The sequence below is a fragment of the Paenibacillus sp. S02 genome (assembly GCF_019454065.1).
Taxonomy (GTDB): domain Bacteria; phylum Bacillota; class Bacilli; order Paenibacillales; family Paenibacillaceae; genus Paenibacillus; species Paenibacillus polymyxa_B.
On the sequence record NZ_CP073682.1, the window covers coordinates 4,041,464 to 4,066,731 of the forward strand.

The 25,268-nt window shown below is 49.5% G+C and carries 19 protein-coding genes; 2 read left to right on the forward strand and 17 right to left on the reverse strand.

Going from position 1 to position 25,268, the window contains the following annotated elements:
• Positions 1–253: 253 nt before the first annotated feature.
• The 10 genes from KAI36_RS17940 to KAI36_RS17985 form a co-directional block, all read right to left on the reverse strand.
• Positions 254–697, reverse strand: coding sequence for a GatB/YqeY domain-containing protein (locus KAI36_RS17940; protein ID WP_013311146.1), 444 nt, complete (start codon positions 695–697; stop codon positions 254–256).
• A 16-nt stretch (positions 698–713) separates the two neighbouring features.
• Entirely contained in the window at positions 714–887 is a 174-nt protein-coding gene (gene rpsU / locus KAI36_RS17945) for a 30S ribosomal protein S21 (protein WP_005547957.1), read from the reverse strand.
• 171 nt (positions 888–1,058) lie between these two features.
• On the reverse strand, positions 1,059–1,418 hold the full coding sequence (locus KAI36_RS17950; protein WP_025722131.1) for a histidine triad nucleotide-binding protein: 360 nt from the start codon (positions 1,416–1,418) through the stop codon (positions 1,059–1,061).
• Between the two features lie 161 nt (positions 1,419–1,579).
• On the reverse strand, positions 1,580–2,923 hold the full coding sequence (locus tag KAI36_RS17955) for an aminotransferase-like domain-containing protein (protein WP_220025615.1): 1,344 nt from the start codon (positions 2,921–2,923) through the stop codon (positions 1,580–1,582).
• Between the two features lie 329 nt (positions 2,924–3,252).
• A complete protein-coding gene (locus KAI36_RS17960) occupies positions 3,253–3,657 on the reverse strand; it encodes a hypothetical protein (RefSeq protein WP_029517802.1) in 405 nt (134 codons plus the stop codon).
• A gap of 262 nt (positions 3,658–3,919) precedes the next feature.
• A complete protein-coding gene (locus KAI36_RS17965) occupies positions 3,920–7,315 on the reverse strand; it encodes an AAA family ATPase (RefSeq protein ID WP_220025616.1) in 3,396 nt (1,131 codons plus the stop codon).
• Positions 7,312–8,496 (reverse strand): exonuclease SbcCD subunit D, encoded by a 1,185-nt coding sequence (locus tag KAI36_RS17970; RefSeq protein WP_071641834.1) that lies wholly within the window; start codon positions 8,494–8,496, stop codon positions 7,312–7,314. Before KAI36_RS17970 ends, KAI36_RS17965 begins: the two co-directional genes overlap by 4 nt.
• Positions 8,497–8,524: 28 nt before the next feature.
• Positions 8,525–12,544: a helicase-exonuclease AddAB subunit AddA gene (gene addA, locus KAI36_RS17975; RefSeq protein ID WP_220025617.1), complete on the reverse strand. Its 4,020-nt coding sequence runs from the start codon at positions 12,542–12,544 to the stop codon at positions 8,525–8,527.
• Positions 12,538–16,107 (reverse strand): helicase-exonuclease AddAB subunit AddB, encoded by a 3,570-nt coding sequence (gene addB / locus KAI36_RS17980; protein ID WP_220025618.1) that lies wholly within the window; start codon positions 16,105–16,107, stop codon positions 12,538–12,540. Before addB ends, addA begins: the two co-directional genes overlap by 7 nt.
• Before the next feature lie 237 nt (positions 16,108–16,344).
• Positions 16,345–17,724 (reverse strand): class I SAM-dependent rRNA methyltransferase, encoded by a 1,380-nt coding sequence (locus tag KAI36_RS17985; RefSeq protein ID WP_220025619.1) that lies wholly within the window; start codon positions 17,722–17,724, stop codon positions 16,345–16,347.
• A 497-nt stretch (positions 17,725–18,221) separates the two neighbouring features.
• On the opposite strand from KAI36_RS17985, the gene KAI36_RS17990 reads away from it, so the two are divergent.
• Entirely contained in the window at positions 18,222–19,244 is a 1,023-nt protein-coding gene (locus KAI36_RS17990; protein ID WP_220025620.1) for a Na/Pi cotransporter family protein, read from the forward strand.
• On the opposite strand, the gene KAI36_RS17995 is transcribed toward KAI36_RS17990, so the two are convergent.
• The 5 genes from KAI36_RS17995 to prmA form a co-directional block, all read right to left on the reverse strand.
• The gene (locus KAI36_RS17995; protein ID WP_025723354.1) at positions 19,234–19,668 is read right to left on the reverse strand and encodes an NUDIX hydrolase; all 435 of its coding nucleotides are present in this window, start codon (positions 19,666–19,668) and stop codon (positions 19,234–19,236) included. The two genes, KAI36_RS17990 and KAI36_RS17995, sit on opposite strands and share 11 nt — an antisense overlap.
• A 103-nt stretch (positions 19,669–19,771) precedes the next feature.
• Entirely contained in the window at positions 19,772–21,115 is a 1,344-nt protein-coding gene (mtaB, locus tag KAI36_RS18000; protein WP_053325795.1) for a tRNA (N(6)-L-threonylcarbamoyladenosine(37)-C(2))-methylthiotransferase MtaB, read from the reverse strand.
• Position 21,116: 1 nt separating this feature from the next.
• Entirely contained in the window at positions 21,117–21,881 is a 765-nt protein-coding gene (locus tag KAI36_RS18005; protein WP_220025621.1) for a 16S rRNA (uracil(1498)-N(3))-methyltransferase, read from the reverse strand.
• 286 nt (positions 21,882–22,167) lie between these two features.
• On the reverse strand, positions 22,168–22,860 hold the full coding sequence (locus tag KAI36_RS18010) for a site-2 protease family protein (protein ID WP_220025622.1): 693 nt from the start codon (positions 22,858–22,860) through the stop codon (positions 22,168–22,170).
• A 2-nt stretch (positions 22,861–22,862) separates the two neighbouring features.
• Positions 22,863–23,828, reverse strand: coding sequence for a 50S ribosomal protein L11 methyltransferase (prmA, locus tag KAI36_RS18015; RefSeq protein WP_023989505.1), 966 nt, complete (start codon positions 23,826–23,828; stop codon positions 22,863–22,865).
• 195 nt (positions 23,829–24,023) lie between these two features.
• Between prmA and KAI36_RS18020 the strand changes: the two genes are divergently transcribed.
• Positions 24,024–24,443 (forward strand): hypothetical protein, encoded by a 420-nt coding sequence (locus KAI36_RS18020; protein ID WP_025723349.1) that lies wholly within the window; start codon positions 24,024–24,026, stop codon positions 24,441–24,443.
• An 85-nt stretch (positions 24,444–24,528) separates the two neighbouring features.
• Here the strand turns inward: KAI36_RS18020 and KAI36_RS18025 are convergent, their stop codons facing one another.
• Both KAI36_RS18025 and KAI36_RS18030 read right to left on the reverse strand, forming a co-directional pair.
• Positions 24,529–24,714 carry a YfhD family protein gene (locus tag KAI36_RS18025; RefSeq protein WP_071641848.1) on the reverse strand — a complete coding sequence of 62 codons (186 nt, stop codon included), beginning with the start codon at positions 24,712–24,714 and terminating at the stop codon, positions 24,529–24,531.
• A gap of 24 nt (positions 24,715–24,738) precedes the next feature.
• Positions 24,739–25,113: a hypothetical protein gene (locus tag KAI36_RS18030; RefSeq protein ID WP_013311164.1), complete on the reverse strand. Its 375-nt coding sequence runs from the start codon at positions 25,111–25,113 to the stop codon at positions 24,739–24,741.
• Between the last annotated feature and the right edge of the window lie 155 nt (positions 25,114–25,268).

The following is a 25,268-nucleotide window of genomic DNA, read 5'->3' on the forward strand; positions in this document are numbered from 1 at the left end:
GTTACAGCATACCAAACTTTGTTAGACAAACTATACAGTTTTCAGGATTTAATGTGAAATTATTGGGTATATTGCTAATCCTGACGGCTGTCAGATACTTTACGCACCCGACGGACATCACGTTTCACACAATTAATAATAGCGCTTACATAAAAGAATCTTCTCATCATTACATTCTATGGTAGGCATCGCATATATAGAAATAACACCCTCTGTAAACAGAGGGTGTTGTGTTTTCCTGTTTGTCGCAGGTTTATTGCAGAAATTGCTGAACCGCTTGGTTCACGAGCTTACCGTCAGCGCGGCCTTTTACCTTAGGCATCAAGGCCGTCATTACTTTCCCCATCTCGGCTTTCGAAGAAGCACCGGTTTCCTGGATGGTCTGCTGTACAATAACTTTAATTTCTTCCTCAGAAAGTTGTTCGGGAAGGTACTGAGCGATGATCTCTATTTCTGCTTTAGTGCTTGTCGCAAGTTCATCACGACCGGCTTTTTCAAATTCATGGAGGGCATCTTTTCGCTGTTTGATCTCACGACTCAGAATATCAAGCACTTCGTTGTCGTCCAAATCCCGTTTCAAATCTATTTCAAGATTTTTAATCGTAGAACGAACCATTCGAATGGTGGAGAGTTTGAACTTGTCCTTACTCTTCATTGCTTGCTTCATATCTTCGTTCAATCGTTCGCTCAAATTCATGATTGCTTAGATCCTCCTAGAACTTTCTCTTACGAGCAGCCTCGGACTTTTTCTTGCGCTTTACGCTTGGCTTTTCATAATGCTTGCGTTTCTTCACCTCAGCCAATACGCCATCCTTAGCAATGGAACGTTTAAAGCGACGAAGTGCAGCATCAATTGTCTCGTTTTTGCGAACTTTAGTTTCAGACACCAGTTTTCCCTCCCTCCGACCAGACCGTCCAAGAGCAATAACACGGTTCATCAAATTTTATTATAGGTGAAACGGAAACCAGGTGTCAACCTATAAGAAAAAATGAATACATAAAGGGCCATTTTTCTCCATTCACATCCGTATTACTGAAAAGACAAGCTCTGTCATTTTTTAAGAATGTGAGTCCGAAATACCTGTCAAGGCACCCAATTTGGCGCCGCCCAGTAAGTGATAATGCAGATGCCCCACCGCTTGTCCACTATCCGGGCCACAGTTGTTAATCAACCGATAGCCAGACTCGGCAATTCCTAACTTTTTCGCAACCTCAACCGCAACGCGATGAATCTCCGCGATAAGAGGAAGATCCTCCTCCGTCACAGCGTTCATCGAAGGAATATATTTTTTTGGAATAATGAGCACGTGTACTGGCGCCGCAGGCTGGATGTCATGAAATGCGAGCACATTGTCGGTTTCCAACACCTTCTTGCTGGGGATGGTTCCATCCACAATTTTCAAAAACAGATCGTCCATTCAAAACCCTCCTTTGGCAGTGAGCCGATCATAAGCAAATAGACACAAACAGCCCTTGCTCTCGGCATTCAAAGTTATGTATTTCCCACACTGAATAGAAACATATACAGCCATGTTTGGTTATACTTAGTTTCTATATGTATCATAACGGAAAAAGGGTCTTAATACCAGTTTCCCTTACTAACTTCCTCTATAATAGCTTTCACCCCTGCATCAATTTGATCCAACTGTGCGCGCGAAATACTTATGCGCAAAAATTTCTCTTGTTCCCTATAGCCTGATAAATAAAAGCCTTTGCCAGCTACAACCTGAATGTTCCTCGCGGAAAGACACTGTACCAAGCGTTCCAAATTCACCGTCCGAGGCAGTTTAAACTGTATATAAACTCCTGAGGTTACAGCTGAAGCCTGAACGTATCCGGCCTGATTGTATCGTTCCACAGCCTTGTTAAGAGCACGAACGCGCTCCGAATACAGTTTACATATTGTGTGCTTGTGGCGTTCATACATTCCATTTTTAATATAAATATCAAGCGCCGCCTGAGACAACATAGATGTGTCGACATATCTTTTATAAGTGTTAAACGTCTTCAATAGGACTCCTGGCAATACCGCAACTCCTAATCGTAAGCCAGGGAAAATGATTTTCGAGAAGCTTTTCAAATAAATAACATGGTCCGTCTGGTCGTACGCATAAATGGGATCAAAAAGATGATCGGTTCCCAAATCTGCCATATAGTCATCTTCTACGATGTACACATCATATTTGGCGGCTAAGGCAGCTATCGCTTTTCGCTCCTCTGTGTTGTAAGAGACGCCTAATGGATTATGATATCTTGACATGCTATAAAAAAACTTGATGCTCTCGTTCTTAAATTGATTCTCCAATTCGTGAAAATCCATACCTTCCGCTGTCCGGACGATGGTACTGACGGGTATGTTCTCTTCCTCCAGAAAACGCAAATATATATCGTAACTTGGCTGCTCGACCAAAACCTTTTCTTTGCCATTGGGAAACGGCATTTTAGCGAGTATCTCTAATGCCTGCTGAACACCCGAAGTAACGATAATCCGATCCATTTTTGCAAACACCTGAGTATCAGCCAAATGGGAAACCAACGTATGACGCAGTGTTTCCAGTCCTTGCGAATCGCCATAAGTGAACAGATGATATTTGTAGGTGTCAATAGCCTGATTCAAACAATGTTGGAAATCCAGATAAGGGAATACATTCAAATCCGGGGAGGCCGAAGCAAAATCAACGGAGTCTTGAACATGGCTATGGTGTAAATCGCCCGAATTTTCCACTACATAGTATCCACTTTGCGGTATGGAATAGATGGCGTGTTTCTTTTCAAGTTCAGCATATGCCCGCAGAATCGTGCTTTTGCTGCACCTGTATAATTCAGAAGCCTCACGGACCGACGGCAGCTTGTAACCTGATTTATATTGTCCCTCGCGAATTTTAAGTTCTATATCCAATAAAATTGAAACGTATTTTTTCACAATATCCTCCCACCTGCTCTTTACATACTCATTACATGCTCATTTCATTACATACTTATTCCGTCTTATGTTTCTTTACACGCTAGATGTTACCATGGTTTATGGATAAACAGGATACCTCATTTCATTGAACTGTACTGATACAGTTTCAATTACTGGATCATATTCGGGATGTTTTACGTGAAAAAGAGGCTGTTTCTTCATAATGGAAGAAGCAGCCTTGCATGGTGATAATGTATGGATGCGCCTTAAAGTCACTTGTACTGCACAAGAACTGTAGGCGGGAGAGAGCAGAGAATTCACTATGTCTGGCGACTAAGGAAATAGGATTAGTAATAAGGCAGCAAGCTAATCGCTGTCAACGCTGCAAGTGGCAGAATCAAACGATTAAAGCGACGGCGTCCGTATGGGAACCCATATGCATAAGCGGGTACTGGATACGGGTACGGATACGGATACGGAGGATAAGACGCATAGCCACCATAAGCACGGGAGCCGCAGCCACAATTATTAGGCGGATATGGGAGATTAACATTGACATTCTCCATCTCGTCTCCACCCATAGGAACGGCTAAGTATATCTTTTCATCATCCACATGCTCTACAATGCCGTCATACATTGTCCCGTCCTTCACCCATACGCATACATAACGATGCATATGCTTTTGACATAGTGTTTTAGCATCCGTCTGTTCCGGTGCTGTAACTTTTTCGGTTGTCATGCTTTTTTCCATGGTTGTTTCCTCCTAGGCTCTTGCATGTATACCGTATGTTATTCAAAAACGGGCTATTTGCTACATCAAATTGGGCGAATTCCGGCTTGCAAAAAAAAAGAAGCACCCCGGGAGCTCTTGGCAGAGCCCCTCTGAACGGACGTATGATGGGAAGATTTCTTCCGCAGCATACGTCCGCCGGGGTGCTGTATGATTAACTTGTCGGCTTGGCTGTATTATAACAATAGTTTGAAACTGTATCTGTGACCTGTATCACATAGCTTCAAAAAGTTTCCATAACCACACGTGAGCCGCCTCCAGCCTGCTCTGCTGGCAGAACAACTAGCTTGCGCGGAAGACGGGCCCGTAGTTCAGGCACATGACTAATCACACCAACAGACAATTGATCATGGTGCAGCTTTTCCAGTGAGGTGATCACTGTGTCAAGCAGCTCAGGGTCCAACGTTCCAAAGCCTTCATCCAGAAAGAAAAATTGCAGAGGGTATTGGCCCCGCAATTGAATTTGAGCCGACAGCGCAAGCGCAAGCGACAAGGAGGTCAGGAACGTTTCGCCACCGGACAAGGTCGATACCGGACGTTTGACCCCACCGTTGGCATCGTCACTAATGACAAATCCACCGCTGGAATCTACCTCTAACGCGTAACGCTGCTTGGTCAGAAAACGCAGGCGGCGTGAAGCCGACTGACTGACCTGCATGAGCTGCTCCTCGGCAATATATTCAACAAAGGCATTGCCGCGAAAAACAGACTGGAGCTTGGACATTTTTTCCGCTTCGCTACGCAAATGTATACGATTGGACTCCAGCTTCATCCAGCGGACGTGCCGATGCTGCAAGTCCTCTAAATCACGCTCAGCCTTGGCGCGATTCTGAAGCGCCTCTTCGTCGCGTGCACGGCAATCACGTAGCTGTGCAGTGGCCGTTTCCCACTGTTCCTCTGTTACCGTTGCTCCATTCAGCTGCTCTTCGACATGTTTTAAGCGGGAAGACAGCTCTTTTTCCCGTTCTCGATGCAAACTCACTTCACGCTCATAGCGTGCGGCTTCTTCCGGTCCCAGGCAGCATTCCATGACCTCTGCTTCCGTAGCGAAGGAGGAGGCTTCCAGACGGCTGCCCCAACGGGACTCTGCCATCTGCCGTCTTTCTTCTGCCGAGTCGGAGGCCTGCCGAGCAATCAGTGAAGCATGAACGGCTTGCTGCTTGCGTTCTTCCGCTTCGGTACGGCGGCGTGCCGCGGCTTCGGCTCCGTTTTTAAGTCCCCGCAGTCGCGAGGTCGCTTCTTCCAGCAATGAAGCCGCTTGGCCATCTCCAACCCATTTTCGGAGCTGTGCTAACTTTTCACGAAGCGAATCATCTTTGCTTTGGAGCCCTGTACGGCGGGCAATAATGATTTTGTCCTCCTCGATGATACTCTGCTGTATCTGTTGAACACGCTCCGCCTTTCCTTCGAGGAAGGTCACACTCGTCTCCAGCCGGGACCGCAGCTCTTCCGCACGCCCGTCGCGCTCCTGCATGGCGCGGTAACGCTCCGCAGCTTCGCTCGGAGCGACATCCGTTAGCTGCGCCGCCCATTCGGCGCGCAGCCCCTCGCTGCGCGTGGTGCATGCCTCGCGCTTGCTGCGTGCCTGCGTCAGCGCTGCAGCTGCTGCCTCCTGCTCGGCGGCAGCACGGATACGCCGCTGCTGTCCGGCGGCGTCTGCCTCGCGCAGCGCCTGTGCCTCGGCAGGCAGCGTATGCGCACGTGCGGCTAGCTCTGCCGCAGCACGCTCCAGCGCCGTGCAGCGCTCCGCCCAAGCGGCGGCACCGCGCGGCTCTGCTGGTGCTGCCGCAGGCGTGAAAGGCTCGCCCGTGGCAGCAGCGCCGCTGTCTGCGGTGGCAGGCTGCGCCAGCAAGCTGCGCTGCTCGTGCAACTGCTGGCGCAGTGTAAGGCGCAGCTCCTGCAAACCGAGCCGCAGGCGGTGCAGCTCATCTGGCGCAGCGGCATCCGCGCTATGCGCCGCGACGACGGCAGGCGCGGGGTGATGCAGCGAGCCGCACACTGCGCACGGCTCGCCTTCGCGCAACTCGGCAGCGAGATGCTGAGCGAGACGGCCCAGCTCCTCGGCACGGAGCTCGTGGCGCAGTTGCTCTTCCTCGGAGGCCAGTGACGACATATCGGCGGTGATTTCTGCCTCGAGCGTCAGCAATGACTCAATGCCATCAGCTGCCTGTGCAGCAAGGGCAGAACGCCGTGCCTCCGTCTCCTGTGTCTCCTGGTCCGTCAGCTTCAGACGTTCGTCTGCTTGCGCAAGCCGTTTCTCCTGAGTGGCGTACTCCAGTTCAGCTTCACGCAATTGCTCGTTCGCGATTTCCAGCTGTTGCAACCGTTGCACAGCCTCTTGCAGCATACGCCGCTCATCTGCCCGCACTTCATTTTGCTTTAGCTCTTGTTGAAGCTCCTGCTGTCGCTTCAAGCCTCGCGTCTGTAGCTCTTGTTCCTTTGCGAGTCCTTCTGCATGTTCAGCAAGGGTTTGTTCGCTTTGCACAAGCTCGGCCGCCAGACGTTCCCGTTCGGTCCGCAACGCTTCCGAATCACGCTCCAGTTGAAGCGCCTGCTCTAGTTGGTCGATCCGAAGCAATAGCTTCGGTTCTTCGGCACTGAGTGCTTGCCGGGCCTGCTCATCTGCTTGTGCAGACACAAGCGCAGCCTCCTGCGCGGTAGCGGCCAGGACTTCCATTTCTTCGGCAGTCTTTTGCCGTTTTTCCGCTTCAGCAATGGCTTCCTTCCAATCCGTCAGCGCAGGCAGCAATGCCTCGGCTGCAGTTGCTTGTCGAAGCTTGCGCTCCAGCAAAGTAATGCCCGGCTCCTGTGCTGCCAACTGCTCCAGCTCGTTCGATCTTTGGCTGAGCTCGATGACCAGCTCACGGGTTTTGTTGAGCGCCTCCGATTCACGTGAGACACGCTCTAGCTCGCGACGCGAAGCTTCTGCGTTGGCAATCGCCTCTTTTAGACGCGACTCTACATGTTCAAGCGCTTCAGCACTCGCATCCCCCAGCCCTTGCTGCTCCGCCTCTAACGCTTTCAGTGCGCTATCGTTATCTTTCACACGACGGCTTAGCTTCTGTGCAAGTTGATCTCCGTACTTCTCCAGATGGAACAAACGCTGTAGCATCTGTCTACGTTCACTGCCCTTTAAGGACAAGAATTCCGCAAACTTTCCCTGCGGCAATACGACAGCTCGTGTAAAATCGTCCATTTTTAGGCCGATATACTCCTCCACACAGCGCGTCACATCCTGCACCTTATCGGCAAGCACTTCTTCGCCATCCTCTGTTAACGCAATAAAACGGCTAAGCGTATTATTAACCGATACGCCTCCAGCACGTTTGAAACGTCGTTCTACACGGTAACGACGAGGCCCTTGAGCTGACATTAATTCAAACGTAAATGCAACAGACAACGTATCCTCAGCATGGTTCATAATGCCTTGTGTACCATTCACTGCCCGCTCCACTTTACCATACATAGCCAACGTAATGGCATCCAGCAGCGTTGATTTTCCACTACCCGTTGGGCCAAATATCCCGAACAGTCCAGTTTCGGTCAAATCGTCAAAACGAATTTCCTGCGACTCCCGGTAGCTTTGCAACCCCGCCAGTTTTAGAAGGATTGGTTTCATGCGTCATCCTCCTCAGCGTGGTCTCTTGCATCATCCTGTTCCACCAGTTCCAGAAACAACTGCACTAATCCGTCATCCGGCTGTGCTCCACCTGTCTGCCGCTGATAGAATGCCCGGAACAACTCATGCACTGGCAGTTCTGATCGTTGGTGCTCCAGCTGTGCGGCAGCCATTTCTGGATACATTGGGCGAATATGAATGATGCCTTCACGGCTTTTGCGCAGCCGCTGAATATCTCCCATCGACATCGCTTCATCCAGCGTAATTTCCAGATCAATAAAGGCATCGGCATCCAGTCCTTCGTCCAGCCAGCGATATACTTCCTCCAGACCTCCCCGTGCGCGCCACCTCACTAATGGGCGTCCACTGGTAATATACAGTTCCTCCACCTGAGCAGGCTTGCCCGCAACCACGTCAATTAACGTAACCGATTTCGCTTGTCCGGCTTCGGAAAAGCTATAAGCCAGCGGCGAGCCACTGTAACGCATCAGCCCGTCTCCCTTCACATATTGGGGACGATGCAAATGACCTAGAGCCGTATACTGTGCCCCAATGCTCAAAGCAGACGGATCTACGGTATACGCCCCCCCGACCTGAATCGGACGTTCCGAGTCCGACTCCAGCCCGCCGAGCACATAAATATGGCTCATCGACAAATTAACGGTGTCAGGCCGAAATGCTGTACCCAGCTGTGACATCAGCAAGCCCACACGGCGGCTGTATGCCTCGCGCAATACTGTTTCATCTCCGTCTTCAGACAATAGCTCGTTCAGACGAGACTCGGAGGGATATGGCAAGGCTGCAATGCATGCCATTTCACCCGTTCGCGGTGTATGAACGCGTACCGCTTCCCCATGGGGCAGTCCCAGCAATGTAATTCCGCGCCCGCTCACCAGCGGTGTGACCGAGGATACCCTTTCCGGCTGATCATGATTGCCCGCAATGACGACTAGTGGTCTTCCTCCAGCCGTAAGACGGGCAGACGTTTCATAAAACAATTGCTCGGCTGCGGCCGAAGGATTGACTGAGTCGTATACGTCTCCAGCCATCATAATCAAATCGGCCTGCTGATCGTCAGCCATTTTCGCCAATTCTTCCAAAAACGCCTCCTGCTCCTTCAAACGGCTGCGTCCTTCCAACGTGCGGCCCAAATGCCAATCACCTGTATGCAAAATCCGCATGCTATTCCTCCTCTCCCTATCTATATAACTACAGCCGTACACTCTCTCCAGCTTCTAAAAAATACAACCACTTCTCAGCAACCTTTTTGCCTGTAATCTCTTCGATCACACGGGCATACAGCTCCAATTGAAATCGATATTGGTCTGTTAAATGGGACAGTGTACGGTATTCAGATATCCGATCTGTTTTATAATCTACCAGTACGAGTCCTTCAGGAGTTTCAAACAGACAGTCAATAATCCCGTTCATCAGCACTTTATCGCCGTCCTGTCCAGCTTCCGAATCTGTTTCTTGTCCTGGCAGCACGGATGGTAAGCTGTGATTCCAGTAATCGGCTGCCCGCATGGTATAAGTAAATGGAAGCTCACGTTGAACATGGGATGCCCCCAGCATTCTGCCACCCAGCTCACTAGTGAAAAAGCGTAATATTTTATCCGTATCTAGCGCTTTTGAATGAACCTCCAGTAACATACGCTGATTGAGCAAACGAGCCTTGGTTTCCTCGATAACTTCGGCGCTCATCCCAACATCTAGTGGCAAATGCAGCATCAACGTATGATAGACCGTTCCTCGTTCCGTTGGAGTCAGTCGCTGATTCCCCATAAACTTAGGTCTGCGCAAGTGTAATTGACTTCTCCCAGTGTGAGAATCCTCCCGATCCTCCGGTAACTCTGCTAGTAGGGAGGTAGATAGATTGAGCCAATCGTCCGATCCCATCTCCTGCATTTCCAGCCATCTTTTCATCTCAGTAACCGATGTATTGGCTGCCGTCTTGCCAGCCCGCTCATACGGATAGGTCCAGGAAAGAGCAGCTTCAATATCCGTTTCACTCTCTTCGTTCAAGTCGACTAGCTCTGCATTTCTCAGTGCTTCTGTCTTCTTTTGGCGCTCTTCACCCGACACCTCCTCCTCATGATCCGAGTTCACACGAGAGCCGGAAAGTGTTTCCGAGGCCACGATTTTAAATAACCAGTCTGTTCCCGGCATATGTTCCAGCCTGTGATAGTACCCATCCTGATCACCTGCCGCTTCCCTCAACAAAGTAGCAGAAGGATGCCGAATCAAAGCGGGACCTACCCAGTCCAGATAGCTGCGGCCTGCCGCCAGCATATAGTCTGGTAAGACAATTTCCGTATGTTCTTTGGCACGTGCCCAACCCGCTGCGCGCAAAGCGAGATCCTTCACAGTTCCGGTCATAATTAGCTTTTCGCGCGGACGTGTAAGCGCCACGTATAACACCCGCATTTCCTCAGCCAATAGCTCCAGCTGTGAGCGTCGGCGGATCGCTAAATTAGGCAGCGTAGGGTAGCTGACACGATTTTGTTCCTCCACATATTTAGGACCAAACCCCAACTCCTTGTGCATAAGAAACGGCGCATTGAGATCCTGTTGATTGAACATTTTTGCTGTCCCGGCAATAAACACGATAGGGAATTCAAGTCCTTTACTCTTATGAATGGTCATAATGCGGACAGCCTGATCAGGTTCAGTCTCTCCGCTAATTGATCCTAAATCACCGCCTCGCTCCCGTAGACGGGAAATGAAGGTCAGAAATCGGAACAATCCTCGGTTGGACGTAGAAGTCTCATACTGTCTCGCTCGGTCATATAGCGCCCGCAAATTGATTTGACGCTGTGAGCCGCCAGGCAGTCCACCGACCCAATCCAGATATCCTGTTTCCTCCAGCACATTCCAAATCAATGCACTTAAGCTGCCTTGTCTGGCTTCCTGCCGCCAGGCTTCCAAATTACGCAAAAATGAACGTAGTCGGGCAGACAACGTATTCCCGTCATTTCTATTACCAAAGTCAGATGAAGATAAAGAGTCCTCTGGGAAAAGATCCAACTCCATGATGTCAGCTGAAATCCCTTTTTCGCTCTCTTCCAGTGGGTCAGCCTCAGCCGCCGCCAGCAATGCGCCATAAAACAATCCATCCGGCTTCTCCAACCGAATTTGTGCCAGTTCATCTTCGGTCAAGCCGACAATCGGCGAACGAAGCACTGATGCAAGCGGGATGTCCTGCTGCGGATTATCAATAATGTGCAGCAGAGACAACATCACCTCAACTTCCGTTGCTTTAAAAAAGCCTGTCGTCTGCTCCCCGGAGGCCGGAATGCCCTCAAGCCGCAGTTCCTCCACAATTAGGGGGGCCCACACGCTTGCGGAACGAAGCAAAATGACGATATCGCCGTAGACTGCCGGACGCATCGCTTTTAATCCCCTGTCGTAAATCAACAGTGGTTGTCCAGTATCTCCGGTCAGTTCTTTAATCCGTTGCGCGATCGCACGAGCCTCTAACTGTGCCGTTTCTAACTCCACAAGCTCAGCCAGCTCACTTTCCTGTAAAGCAGATTCGTCCCCCGTTTCGGACAGCTCCGAAGCCTCAGAAAGACCATGTCCACCCTTATCAACTAACAGCAGCTCAGGTGCATATACAGATGCGGTGTCTTGATCCGACGGGTCGGGATAGGATGCGCCGTGTACCAGCCATGCTCGTTCATCGTACTCAATTTCCGCCACATCCACACTCATAATCTGGCGGAACACCAAATTGACCGCATCGACAACTTCCTCCCGACTGCGGAAATTACGCGCCAGATCAATTAATAAGCCATCTTCCTGCTCCTGCATGCCGTACCGTTGATACTTATTCAAAAACAGACCCGGCTCCGCCAGCCGAAACCGATAAATACTCTGTTTCACGTCGCCCACCATAAAACGGTTACCCGGTTCCTCCCGTGATACCAGCCTAACGATATCTTCCTGTACGGTATTCGTATCCTGATACTCATCCAACAGCACCTCGTCGAATTGCGCCTTGTATTCGAGCGCAGCGTCGGAAGGTAGTAGCTTGTACGGAGTAGAATCGGGATGTCGTAATATTTTCAGACAATAATGTTCCAAATCCCCGAAGTCCACCAAGCCTTTTGACTGCTTGTGTTGTTGAAATCGTTCCCCGAATACAATCACGGTTTCTACCAATTCGTCCATCAGCGGAGCCGCGGCGCGCAGCTCCTCCCAATAGGCTTCTGCTCTCCTGCCAAACAGGGAAGCCTTCATATCTGTAATCATTTTTTTGGCTGCTTCGCGCAGCGTTTTAACCCGTTCCTGCAATGCAGGCTCGGTCTGATCTTTTTTGACGGGCTTGAGCTTACCGAAGGAAGCTGTCTGAAAATGATCATATAGAGATGCCCACGGCTGTGTCTCCAGCTCCTGTAACAATCCCTTCACCATCGCCGCATCCTCTTGCAACGTCACGGCATAAGGTGCAGGACCGCCGGGCTGCATAGCTGTTTCATGCGCCTGTTCCAGCAAGCTCGCTGCTCCGCGTAATGAAAGTGCAGCATCCGCCAAAATGCTGCGAACCCAGAGAGTCTCTCCCAAAGCGGCTACATCCTGTACACGAAATGCTGCCGCTGTCTCCCGCAGCCAATGTTCTGGCCAAGGATGACTTTGAGAAAAATCATACAGCCGCTGAACAAGCACGTACATTGCATCATCGGTACGTTCTCCACTGAACCAGTCGACCAGTCTGCGGAATGTACTGCCTTCATCATGAGCCTCATATTTCTCCTCAAACAGTTCTTCTAGAAGCTCCTGACGCAGCAATTCTGTCTCATGCTCATTCATAATCCGAAAACTGGGATCAAGGGGAATGGCCTGATAATGCCTGCGGATGACCTCCATACAAAATGAGTGAAGCGTCGTAATAGAGGCCCGATTCAGCAACGATAGCTGGCGGCGTACATGCTCACTTTCCGGTTCCTGCTCCAGTACACGTTCCAACGCTTCGCGTATCCGTTGACGCATTTCGGCGGCGGCAGCCTTCGTAAAGGTCGCTACCAGTAACCGATCCACACTGAAGCCGAGCTGGGGATCGACGATTTTACGAATAATACGCTCTACGAGCACCGCAGTTTTACCAGACCCTGCCGCTGCCGCGACCAGCATGTTGTTACCAGATTCCGAAATTGCACGCCACTGGTCATCGCTCCACATACTGCCTTCCGGCTTCGGCATGCCTTTAGTGTTTGACGTGCCTAGCATTGGTCCATTCCTCCTTTCCCTTCCTGTGTATGACCCAGCAGATTCCAGATCTGATCCTTACCTGGTTTACCCCATTGATTGTAGCCACTGCCCTCCAGACTGTCGTCAAATTGACAAACAGGCTTAAAAGAGCAGAAGGTACATGCCGTCTCTTGCTGGATACGATAAGGTTCAATGGCCACATCGCCCTCTGTCATTCGTGTACCAATCGTCCGAATATTATGACGCACCGAAGCTAGTAGGCTGTCCCACTGTTCCGGCGAAGCAACCGAAGCACTGCTATAAAAACTGCCGTCTGCTTTCACCGCAACAGGTAAAATAGAAGAATACCCCTTATCCAATGCTGTATCCATTTGCCCAACTACATCCCGATCCGCGAGCAATAATCCCTTCATCTTAAAACGTTTCAAAAGCTCCTGACGGGCCTGTTCTGCACTAAGACCGTTAGGCGACTGCAACATCGGATTGTGGACGTGAAAATACAGTGTACCCGCTGGATAAGCTGTCTCGCCCAACCATTCCTCCGCCGCATTCAGCAGCACATCCAGGTAGGTGAGCATTTGCAAGGACAGGCCATAGTACACTTCATGCAGCTTGAGATCCTTTTGGCTAGATTTGTAATCGATGACACGCAAAAGTAACCCCTTTTCTCCCTCTGCCACATCTACACGGTCAATCCGTCCGACAATTTCCATCACAACGCCGTTATTTAACCGGAAGCTTAACGGAGGAAGCTGCTGACCCGGCCCAAAGTCCAACTCCAGCCCAATCGGCTCAAAGCTACCTCTTCGCGCATGTTCACCTAAAATCAACGAAGCACGGCTCACGATGTCTTTCAATTTGCGCAAAATATAGCCATACCGCTTGGAGCTCATTAAAATCTCGCCTTGCAGACGAGGTGCCAAACGCTCCACTGTACTTTCCGCCTCTTGGCGGCATTCCTCCGTGCTGAGACTGCCCCAGCTGACATTGCGTTTACGTAAATTGATCGCCATCTCTCCAAGAGCGGCATGGAATAATTGTCCGATATCCGGGGCCTTCAGGCGATACATTTGACGTTCCTTCAAACGAAGACCGTGAGAGGCAAAGTGCGAAAATGGACATGCCACAAAACGTTCCATACGAGATACGCTGGTACGCAGCTTGCTGCCGTACAGACGGCGGCTCGTTTCCTTCTGCATTTCGGCATGGTTCTCGTAAAAAAGTGAGGTCAACAGCTGAGTTAGCTTGTCCTTCTCACGCCCTTGCTGGCTTGCATACCAGTTATATACCTCCCACCAAGGGGATAAAATGTCACCGCCACGCCGCCAATGTCGTAATTGCGCAATGAGCTGCGGCAAAGCCTCGGACGGATGAGAAGCATACTCCCATTGCGTCGTCCAAGCATCCCCAGGCAAAGGGTACCCAGCCAGCGGACGTTCGTCCAGACTAGGAAACAATTGCCGCACATGTCGTACTAACTCAGACGGCAACAATGACTTGCCCTCTTCATCAGTCACTGCATAGCTCATCCACAGGCTTTTACCGGCTGAAGTAAAGGCCGTATAAGCGAGAAAACGTTCGTCCAACAGACGTCTTGTCATATCCGGCGCCAGCACTAGGCCCCGTTCGTTTAATGCCGTACGCTCCTGCTCATTCAACACACCATCCTCATGGAACACAGCCGGCATCACACCTTCGTTCATACCTAGCACAAAGGCATGTTGAATACCGGACACACGTGTACGGTCCGTGTTTCCGACTAGAACCTGATCCAGAGCTGGCGGAACAAGTCCCATACGGAACTCAGCCAATCCCGTTTCCAGCACACCCGCAAACAAAGAGGTATCCAGCCTCTCGTCACCCATCATTTCGACGATTTGATCCAGTAGTTCAAGCACTGCATCCCATACCTGACGATGCTCTTTCGCCTGCTCAGGTTTTCCTGCTTCCTCTGCCTGATGAATGAAGGCGTCCAGCTTGTGGCCGATTTCTGCATCCTCCAGTAACAGATATACCGCTTCACACTTCTCAAGTGCAGTTCGTGCCTTGCCCACACGTTTCTCAAACGCACGTAAAGGCGTCACGATCACATCCCGGCACAGTTCCATCAAATCCAACGTTTCATCCCGTTGACGGTTCCGTTCCTGCTCCTCCAGCTCCAGTGACAAGCTGGGCACAGCCTGCCACGGGCGACCGTCTGTCCAACGGCTGCCTTGTATTCCGCAGGCTAGTACATAGTTTTCCAAACGGTCCATCTCCTCACGGCTCACCCGACCATCCAGCGGCAGGAGAAGGTCTGTTTTGACCGCACGGAATACATCCTCATATCGCCAACGACGCTGCACGATATCCAGCGAAGCCCGAATCAATTCCACTAAGGGATGATGCAATACACTTCTCCGCTGATCCAGAAATACTGGAACCTCATATTGTTTGAATATCGGTTCCACCCATGGCTCATAATCTTCAATATGACGTACAAACAGAGCCATCTCCCGATAACGAGCGCCCTCATCTCGGGCCAGACGACGCATCTCGCGTACAGCCCCTTCCAGCTCTGCACGGCGATTAGCCGCAGTGTACAGTTTTATGCCTTCCGGCTGTTCTTCTGTCCACTGCTCTCGTAGCTGCTGCAGCCGCATCCGTTGTTCCTGATTCCGTAACCCTGTACGATGTTCAAAGTTAGCCTCCAAATACGCTAACGCTGGACGCTCCTTAAATCTCGGCAGCGGATCAGGGCGCAGTAATTGAGTCTGCGTCTCTATCATCAGCTCGTCTGCCATTCCTTTGAGCTTTACATACGTAGCCGCCGAAGGATGAAACAAATCCAGCTCATGCGGAAGCTGTCCGCTCTCGTAGCTGCGGTTGCAAGTCAGCGCCACTGTCAACGAAGAAGCGTGCAGCATAAGCTGCTCCACCACCTTGTATTCATGTGGTGTAAACCTGCGGTAGCCATCCATCCAAATATCTGCCCCACGCACAAGGGAAGACTCAGCAATCTGTTCTGCCAGCATGCGCAGCGTATCTTCACCGTCAATATATTTAAGCGTCAGCTCTCGTTCAAAATCCTCATAGATTAGACTGATATCTTTGAGCTTGCCGCGCAAAATCGGAGTTGACTCTTCAGCAGCGTTCATTCGCTCCAGTTGCTCCGGTACAGACCAAGTATCATTTCCATACTGCTTTAGCTCCGTAAACAATGTATTCAACCGATCCACAAAGCCGAGCTGGTCTCCCGAATCCTTAAACAAACTCAGTTCATTCTTGCGACGACGAATAATTTTATATAAAAGCATCTTCTTGCCTTCTTCCGTTACAGGCACCAGTGCTGAACCCCCGGTTTCCTGCATAACTAAATAGGCAAGACGATGAAATCCCATCACTTGGGCGCGCACCGACCCCTGAATACCGTTTCCGGCTTCTGTAAGTAACGCATGCTCAGAAGCAAATGACGATTGCTCCGGTACAAGTAACAGCATAGGCTTACCTAGCGGCTCCTCGCGTAACATAGACGTCATTTCATTGCGGATTAACGTACTTTTACCACTCCCAGAGCGGCCAATCAACAAGCGGACCGACATGATGCGGCCTCCTTTCCAACGAACAACATTCTATTAAACAGTATAGCATATCAGGCAAGGGAGAAAAGAACGTACGTTTGCCATGTTGTAGCAATTCTTCCTCCCTCTAAAAAAACAAATCAGTCCCGCAGATTGGCTTGGTGCACGCCTTCTCTACAGGACTGATTTATACCTAAACGAGTCTATTTTACCTATTTAATCACCAAAAAGGCGATTGACTTTGACCTTGTATGAAACCTACAGCTGTGTCCGGCTGCGCACCTCAAAGATGGCGAATTTCAAGTAATGGCCTTCCTCCACACCCAAAATTTGAGGATGGTCTTTACCAGCCGCTCTCCAGTCTACCAGACGAAGGATTTTACCGGCATCTGCCGCCGCTTCCTTAATGGTATCTAAAAACAACTCTGGCCGCATATGGAACGAGCAGCTCGCTGTCACTAGATAGCCGCCCTCATTGACCAGCTTCATCCCGTGCAGGTTTATATCTTTATATCCACGTGTAGCTCCTTGGACAGCATTCTTCGTTTTGGCAAAGGCTGGTGGATCAAGAATGACCACGTCAAAGGTGCGTCCGCCACCTGCTGTCAGCGGCTTGGATGTATCTCCTTTGCCCCCGGCTCGTGCATTGCGTTCCTCTACACCCTTCACTTGATTGCGCAAATATTGAAAAGCATCGTCGACGACAAACTCAACGCGTTCCTCAAAACCGTTCAGCTTGACATTATCCCGCGCACTTTCAATCGCATGCTCAGAAATATCAAGACAAGTTACTTTTTTAGCACCATGTTTACATGCATTGAGCGTAAAGCTTCCCGTATGCGAAAAACATTCCAATACGGTTGCGCCATCCCAGAATGGGAATTCAACAACCTTACCACTTTTATTCACTGGCTTCATGACCGTTGTGCCCGCATCGCCTGAGTCTGCCGCTACTTCTTGTAGCGTAATTCCACTACGTGCTCCCCAACCTGTCATCAACGGTGCTATAGCCGCACGATTTTCACGCTGGTCAAAGAAATACCCCGTCTTCTGGCCCTCTACGATATCAACCTTGATTTGCAGGCCATTTTCCGTCACCACCACATGACGCGGGCAATCACCGTACAAAGGACCCTTCGTTTGTTCCAATCCTTCCAGCTCACGGATGGATACATCACTGCGCTCATATATACCAACAGGACCCACTACTTCAACGAGCGCATCCCTGATTTCTTCCCTGCGCCGATCCATGCCAAGCGTTAACAACTGCACGACTAACACATCACCAAATCGATCTACAATCAGCCCAGGCAAAAAATCAGCCTCGCCGTACACCAACCGATAAGCGTCTCCCCCGGTCACAAAACGTTCGCGGTGCTCCAGACATTTGCGAAAGCGTTGGGCAAAAAAGTTTTGATCCATTGCTTCCAGCGGCTCGTAGGACATTACACGCACTGTAATTTGTGAAGCTGGATTATAGTAACCTGTCGCCAAATAACGCCCCTGATGGTTAACGATACTGACCAAATCGCCTGCCTCTGGGTCCCCTTCGATCTTGGCTATTTCGTTTTTAAACACCCAAGGGTGTGCGTGCTCCAGCCTTTTTTTACGGCTGCGTTCTAATATTACTGAAGGCAAAATCCTTCACTCCCATTCTTGGATTACTCAAAGTGTTAAAACGTTGTTCGATAGGGGCGCGGCTCCGCGGATCATTTGATCTTACGATCGCTGTTGCACGGGGATTCTTTGGATTTTATAAATGATTTTAATGGTAAGAATCCCCCTGCAAAGGCGAACGCTCTCGCTTCTCCAGATTCAAATGATCCGCTTCGCTACTGCCCGCCTGTATATCGACGTCACGCTTTTAAAGCTTGTGAAGATACTACAAAAATTATCGTTCTATAAAAAAAACAGTTCGGCCATGCTTGTCATGGCTGTCCTCGGTAGATCATAGGCTGTTACATAACTGGTTTAGCGTTACTGTGTAAGAATCAATATGCTTCGGTTAACGTCAAAAGTAATTCATGAAAATATCCTGATTTCAAGGCATTGTAATAGCGATCGAAAGATCAAAATTCGCTGTAAGTTGCCTAAGTCACCAACATTAAATTACCTTAGAAGAGAGGTTTATGCTCGTGTTTATACACGTTATTTTGCCACTGTGCGGCGGGCTGTTTATTTTTTTGGGCGGGATGAAGCTGATGGAAGCAGCTCTCCGGCATTTGGCCGGTCCCTTCCTCACCCGCTGGCTGAACCGCGCCACAGTTTCCCCTTGGCGGGGCATGCTGTTCAGCTCAGGCATTACCGCCTTGCTGCAAAGCAGCACCGCCGTAACGGTGCTGACGATCGGACTGGTCAACGCCGGGCTGTTGACCTACGGCCGCACGCTCGGCATCATTCTCGGCACCAATATCGGCACCTGCCTGACCACCGAGCTGATGGGGCTCCAGCTTGGCATGCTGGCTGTTCCGCTGCTCTGCGGCTCACTGCTCTGCTGGAGCACTGCCGTCCTGTGGGGTGAAGCTGTCCCCAGTCGTCAGTATGCGTCCGCCGGAGCTTCACCCGGCTCCAATGGGCTTAGCCGTCCGCAGGCTGTACAATATATCAGCCTCGTTTTTGCTGGATTTTCGCTGATTCTGGCAGGTATCCGCGTAATGCAAACGGTCGGACCATGGATTGAGCAGGCTGGACTATTCCGCTGGTTTCTTGATCACGCTGCAGCCAACATGTGGTGGGCCTTTGCTGCGGGAGCCTGCCTGACCGCACTGGTTCACAGTAGCGCAGCCGTCATTGGCATGGCGATCAGCCTTGCCGCTGCGGGTGCCTTGCCAGCCGATGTGGGAATCGCCATCGTCATCGGCTCCAATGTAGGCACCTGCGTAACCGCTCTGATTGCCGCTGTTGGCGGCAGCGTGCCCGGCAAATTTGTGGCCTGGTCCCACGTGCTGCTGAACGTAGGCGGAGCATTGCTCTTTATGCCGTTGATCCCTGGGCTGGAAATGGCCGCCGCCTGGATATCTACCGAGCCCGGAGCCAAGGTGGCCCATGCCCAAACCCTGTTTAACGTCATTAGCTCTCTGCTGGTTTTGCCTCTCTGCTATCTACCTGTATGGACGCGTTTAGAAGATCGTATATCTCCCCACAGAATCAAACGTTAATTCCTAGCATGGACAGCGCCTTGCTCAAAATGACATCATTATTGTCATATCCACCCTGGCGCTGGAGAAGCCATGCTTCCTCAGGCGTATGCCACGCAACTCCTTTAATTTCTTCGATCTGCGCCTGTAAATCCCCATCCAGTGCCTCTACAAGATAATAGTGTACTTCTTTATCCACTTCCCCAAATTCCGGATGCTGATACGTATAAGCAATCATATCTACATGCTGGATAATCCGCCCGTTCAACCCTGTTTCCTCGCGAATTTCACGTAAAGCCGTCTGTTCGATTGTTTCCCCCAACTCCATTTTCCCTTTAGCCAAGGATACCTTGCCATATCGGTCAGTAATGAGCTGAATTTCAAGCTGCTCCCCCTGCTTGCGAAACACAACGCCGCCTGCGGAAATTTCCTTTTTTGCTGCCATCCTGTAATCTCCCTTCCTTGCGCAACAAGGATTCCGTCCTCTCTGTAAGGAAAGGCGAAATCCTTGTTTGCCATCTCTATTGCCTGTTCAGGCTTTTTTGTTCTTACAGAGCTGTTTGCAGCCCATTCTCTAGTACGCGAACCAATTGGCCTTCACTTTCATTAATGCCTGCCTTCGTTAGCTTCACGCGGCATACCTTGCCAACCAGATCCTCAGTACCTTCAAACGCCAGTTGAATATAATTGTCACTATATCCATGGAGTATACCGCTATCTTCGGTCCCCTTCGGCGCAACTTCCGGAATGACCTCCAGCACCTGACCTACAAACTTCTCAGCATACGCCAGTTGCATTTGCTCTGACAGTTGTATCAGCTCATGCACTCGTGCATTTTTCACGTCTTCGTCCACCTGATCCTCCATACGCGCCGCAGGAGTTCCACTGCGCTTGGAGTACGGGAACACGTGCATTTCCGAAAAACCGATTTTTTTCATCAGCTCATAGCCATTGCGGAACATTTCATCCGTCTCCCCAGGGAAGCCGACAATCACGTCCGTTGTAATCGCTACATCTGGCATTGCTTTGCGAATCATAAGCATTTTGTTATAAAACTCTTCTGTCGTGTACTTGCGACGCATCCGTTTCAATACAGTGTCATCCCCCGCCTGAAGCGGTATGTGAAAATGACGAACCAGCTTGGTAGAACGGTTCAGCACATCAAGCATTTTTTCATCAATCTGGCTGGCTTCAATCGAACTGATACGGATACGCTCCAGCCCTTCCACCTTCTCCAGATCCCACAGCAGATCAGATAGGTCATAATTATCCATGTCATCACCATAACCGCCAGTGTGGATACCTGTGAGTACAATTTCCTTGTAGCCTGCGTGTACCAGTTGACGCGCCTGTGCAATAATGCTCGCAGCGTCACGACTGCGGGATAGACCCCGCGACCACGGAATGATGCAGAAGGTACAGAAGTTATTGCACCCATCCTGAATTTTCAAAAAGGCCCGAGTATGATTAGCAAAATCAGGCACATCCATTTCCTCAAATACACGCGTTTTCATAATATTGCGCACGGCGTTCACCGGTTGACGCGTTTCTTGAATTTCCTGTACGAACGGAATGATTTTGTCCCGATCCTGAGTCCCGATAACGAGATCAACGCCAGGAATATCCATAATTTCGGCAGGAGAAGTTTGGGCGTAGCAGCCCGTCACTGCCACAATGGCATCTGGATTCCGTCGAATCGCGCGGCGAATGATCTGACGACTCTTTTTATCACCAGTATTCGTAACGGTACATGTATTAATAAGATAGACATCAGCAGTCTGCTCATCAAAGTCCACCTGTTCATAACCTTCATTTTTAAACAGCTGCCAGATCGCTTCTGTATCATAAAAGTTTACCTTACAGCCCAATGTGTAAAATGCCACTGACGGCATATTAAACCCCTCCCATTTCTCCTGTCTCATATAAAATGCATGCCAATGCAGCCATTCCTGCGGTCTCAGCACGCAAAATACGTCTTCCCAGTCCTGTAGACTGGGCCCCAGCCTGCTCGGCCTCCAGGCTTTCCGCTTCAGTAAAGCCGCCTTCCGGGCCTACCACCAGCAGAACACGCGGCATGTCCGTCGACGCCCATTGTCCTGCCAAAGGCTGGATTACATCCCGTAGCTGTTTACCCTGCTCTTTTTCATAACAATAACATATCAAATCATACCCAGCAAAAGAAGCCAGAAGTTCTTTCCACGTCATGGGCGCGCTAATTTCTGGAATCCGGTTACGGTGGCTTTGTTCAGCCGCTTCCTTCACAATCTTGCGCCAACGCTCCAGTCGCTTGCCTTCTTTTTTGGCATCATACTGCACGACCGTACGCTCGGACAAAAACGGTACAAACCCGGTTGCTCCGATTTCTGTACATTTTTGCATCACCGTCTCCATCTTGTCTCCTTTAGGAAGACTCTGAGCAATGGTGACCTGCACATGCGGTTCAGAGGTCATCTTCAGCGGCTCAATAATCGTCGCCGTAACATGATCCTGCTCAATCGTATCCAATGCAGCCAGCGCTTCCCTAGATACCCCGTCACTAACTATAATTTTGTCACCACTACGGCCCCGCATGACTTTAGCGATATGTCGCGCGTCCTCACCCGCAACAATCACGTGATCTTCTAGAAATTGCTCTGTCGGAATAAAATAACGCTGCATTCTCTCTCACACCTATTCCTGGATTTTGCAAAATTCAATTCCAGTCGCTCCAAAGTGCAATATCTAGACGAACTAGACCATTTCGATCTATATCTTGTTCATTGGAAGTCGCTTATTGGATTTTTGCAAAATCCTCATTCTAAAAATAACTATTATCCACTAATGTTCCGTACAAAATCCGAATAAATCACCAAGCAACATCATATCATCTTTTGCGCCTGTATGACCAGTCTGTTCCCTCTTCCATTCAGGTTATACCTACCTATTCTCGTAAAAAAAGGAGCCCTTAGGCTCCGAATAATCCAGTGATATAAAAAGAGAACTGCAAAAACTGTATATAAATCATCTGGGCCAGCGTGTAAAGAGGTTCAATCGTTACAGCTCGAACCTGCGGAATGACCAGTATAAGTAGAAAAATAAAGATCGACCACTGTTCAAACTGCTGGAGTTTGCGGCGTACAGGAGTGGGAGCCACATCTTCCACAATCCGGTATCCATCCAGTGGAGGCAGTGGGATCAAATTAAAGATAAACAAAAACAGATTTAAATTGATCAGGGCATTGATAAACAAATAGATTGCTTGAGCCACCCGTTGGTTCTCCATCCCCGGCAATACTTGAAAATGAAGGAGCACGGCATAGATCAAAGTAGTAACAAATGCAAGCAACAGATTGCTGAGCGGACCCGCAGCCGATACGATAGTGCCCATGAGGCGCGGACGGCTAAAATTGTCACGATTAACCGGAACTGGCTTGGCCCAGCCAAAGCCTCCGATCAACAGCAGCAGCGTACCCAGCAGGTCAATATGCACTGCCGGATTTAAAGTCACGCGCCCAAGTAGCTTGGCTGTAGGGTCGCCAAATTTATTGGCATAATACGCATGTGCAAACTCATGAACCGTGAACGATATGATCACAGCCAGTAAATAAAAGGGAAGAACATTTAAATTTACACGAAAAATATTTTGTAAAAAATCCATACTTACCTCTTTCTCGCCACAAACGCCAGCCAATCTTCATCCCGGCTTATTTCGGCAATCTCAAAGCCAGCTGCCTTCAACGCAGTTTCGACAACTTCTTCTTTGTTCTTCCAAATCCCTGAAGCAATATAAATACCACCTGGTTCCAGGGCTTTATATACATCATCAATGAACAGCAAAATAATCTCTGCCAATATATTAGCTACCACCAGCTTGACCGGTAACTGGATACCCAGCGTTGGATCGCTTGCATTAAGCACAGATAGCAAATCACTTTCTTTAATGGTAATGCGTTCCTCCAGTCCGTTCAAACGCGTATTTTCCCGCGCACTGGATACTGCCACCGGATCCAGATCCAAGGCAAGTACATGCTTCGCTCCCAGCTTTACAGCTCCAATGGCCAAAATACCGGACCCCGTGCCGACATCAATGACTTCTTCTCCACCCTTAATCACAGATTCCAGCGTTCTCAGGCAAAGGGATGTCGTAGGATGCGTTCCGGTCCCAAAGGCCATACCAGGGTCCAGCTCAATGATTTTTTCCTCTTCACTCGCAGGCTCATAGTCCTCCCAAGTGGGTTTAATCGTCAGACGATCCGACACACGCAAAGGCTTGAAATATTGCTTCCAAGCATTTGCCCAGTCATCCTCATCAACTGTTTTCAGCTCATACTGAACCTCACCAGGATCAATATCGAAAGTTCTCAATTCTTCGACGCGCGGCTCAATCTGCGAACGAATACGATCCATGTCCACTTCTTCGGCAAAATAGCCTTTGATGATCGCTTGTCCTTCAGGTATGTCGTTCAAAGGCCGATCATACCACTGTCCATAGGACGTATCCCGCGGCTTGTTGAGCGAACCGGATTCTTCAATGGAAACCCCTCCTGCACCTGCTTCGTGCAGAAAATTCGAAATCATTTCGATGGCTTCTTCGGTTGTATGTATTGTAATTTCATTCCACAACATGGTTTTCATTTCCTCCTCATTTCACATGCATACATTACATTGTACTATATACATGCACAGGAGTTCAAAAAAGCTAATATTATCGGTGCTCAAAATATTTTTTGTAGAGCTTGTATTTGTTGTCCTCTCTTTTAGTCCAGGCACCCTTAACTCTAGTACATACAATACAATATACTAGAAAAGGAGTGATTTAGTATGGCAAAGACAGTGTTAGATTATAATGCCAGTGTTATTACACCTATCACTAATGGTATAAATCTTCCTGTTCCGATTTCTCCAGCCGGACTTGGAATTGCTACGACGTCTGTATTTATTGATCCTGCTATTCCTGGAGCTGTCAACAACCGAGTAGAGTTAAAAGCCTCGATTGGACTACGTTTTGTCGGTGCCGGCAACATTAGAGTGCTTGTACGTATATGGAGAGCCGGCAAGGAAATTTATTACGGACTGGAATCCAATGTCTTCGATAACAATATTATTCTTAATGTCGAAACGGTAGACGTCGCGCCTCTGGGCGTGCAAAACTACCAACTGATTATTGAAAATCAAACGCCTGCGACTACTGCTTTCGTCGCCGGTCCTCTTGTTTTTAGTGCAACAGCATACAGCGGATAATGAAGAGAAAGAAGAAAGAACACAAATAAGACGGGCTATCCCACAAATCATCCTTATTAATGGAGATAACCCGTCTTATTAAATTCTACTCATTGTCGATTATGATACGCTGCTGACGACGGTCAGCTACTTCGCTACGCCGGATCGCTTCTAGATCCTCAGCATCTGCCTGATCTGACGAGAACTCTACATCTTCATTTTTAGCAGATTGCATGCGTTTGATTTTCTCCGTTTTGGTCAGCACTTTATCAAACCGTTTGTTTTTGGACATCGGTCACTACTCCTTCCAAACTTTTCACAGCATTCCACCCGCTTGTTCCACGATGGACATCGCCTGATGATGAATGGATTCATCCACCACAGCAGTCAACAAAATATCACGGCCCGTCGGTCCGCCCTGTCCTCCATCACTCATGCCACTGGCGGACGGATCAGCTGCAGCCAGTATTGCTGGAGTTGCATCTGTAAAGTCCACGCCCTGTGTCAGTGAGGACAAGCTGCTAATCTGTCCTGAAAATACAGGCAATCCGGCGTTGCCAGTAGACTGCCGCGGATACCGGCTAAATCGGTCTATCGACACATCGGCTACCCGGAGAGCTTCCAGTTTTCTAGCGGCTCCCTGTGCTTCCTCAGGACTTTTGAAATACGCCAAAATATTTTTTTCGCCCATCTCAAAATCTCCCTGTGTAGTATTGAGCGCAACTGCTCTTCAAGAGCATAGAGCGTTACGCTTTGTTATATCCTGCTCATTGGCACGATTTTATATTCCCTACGAAGCTAGACGGATCAGGCGGTATCGAGAACATCAGGCCAAGACTGTGAACC

Bases quoted from the DNA above. Each gene is read 5' to 3' on its own strand.
- KAI36_RS17940 (WP_013311146.1), bottom strand. From the start codon at position 697: ATGAATTTGAGCGAACGATTGAACGAAGATATGAAGCAAGCAATGAAG.
- KAI36_RS17950 (WP_025722131.1), bottom strand. From the start codon at position 1,418: ATGGACGATCTGTTTTTGAAAATTGTGGATGGAACCATCCCCAGCAAG.
- KAI36_RS17960 (WP_029517802.1), bottom strand. From the start codon at position 3,657: ATGGAAAAAAGCATGACAACCGAAAAAGTTACAGCACCGGAACAGACG.
- KAI36_RS17965 (WP_220025616.1), bottom strand. From the start codon at position 7,315: ATGAAACCAATCCTTCTAAAACTGGCGGGGTTGCAAAGCTACCGGGAG.
- KAI36_RS17970 (WP_071641834.1), bottom strand. From the start codon at position 8,496: ATGCGGATTTTGCATACAGGTGATTGGCATTTGGGCCGCACGTTGGAA.
- addA (WP_220025617.1), bottom strand. From the start codon at position 12,544: ATGCTAGGCACGTCAAACACTAAAGGCATGCCGAAGCCGGAAGGCAGT.
- addB (WP_220025618.1), bottom strand. From the start codon at position 16,107: ATGTCGGTCCGCTTGTTGATTGGCCGCTCTGGGAGTGGTAAAAGTACG.
- KAI36_RS17995 (WP_025723354.1), bottom strand. From the start codon at position 19,668: ATGGCAGCAAAAAAGGAAATTTCCGCAGGCGGCGTTGTGTTTCGCAAG.
- mtaB (WP_053325795.1), bottom strand. From the start codon at position 21,115: ATGCCGTCAGTGGCATTTTACACATTGGGCTGTAAGGTAAACTTTTAT.
- KAI36_RS18005 (WP_220025621.1), bottom strand. From the start codon at position 21,881: ATGCAGCGTTATTTTATTCCGACAGAGCAATTTCTAGAAGATCACGTG.
- KAI36_RS18010 (WP_220025622.1), bottom strand. From the start codon at position 22,860: ATGGATTTTTTACAAAATATTTTTCGTGTAAATTTAAATGTTCTTCCC.
- prmA (WP_023989505.1), bottom strand. From the start codon at position 23,828: ATGTTGTGGAATGAAATTACAATACATACAACCGAAGAAGCCATCGAA.
- KAI36_RS18020 (WP_025723349.1), top strand. From the start codon at position 24,024: ATGGCAAAGACAGTGTTAGATTATAATGCCAGTGTTATTACACCTATC.
- KAI36_RS18025 (WP_071641848.1), bottom strand. From the start codon at position 24,714: ATGTCCAAAAACAAACGGTTTGATAAAGTGCTGACCAAAACGGAGAAA.
- KAI36_RS18030 (WP_013311164.1), bottom strand. From the start codon at position 25,113: ATGGGCGAAAAAAATATTTTGGCGTATTTCAAAAGTCCTGAGGAAGCA.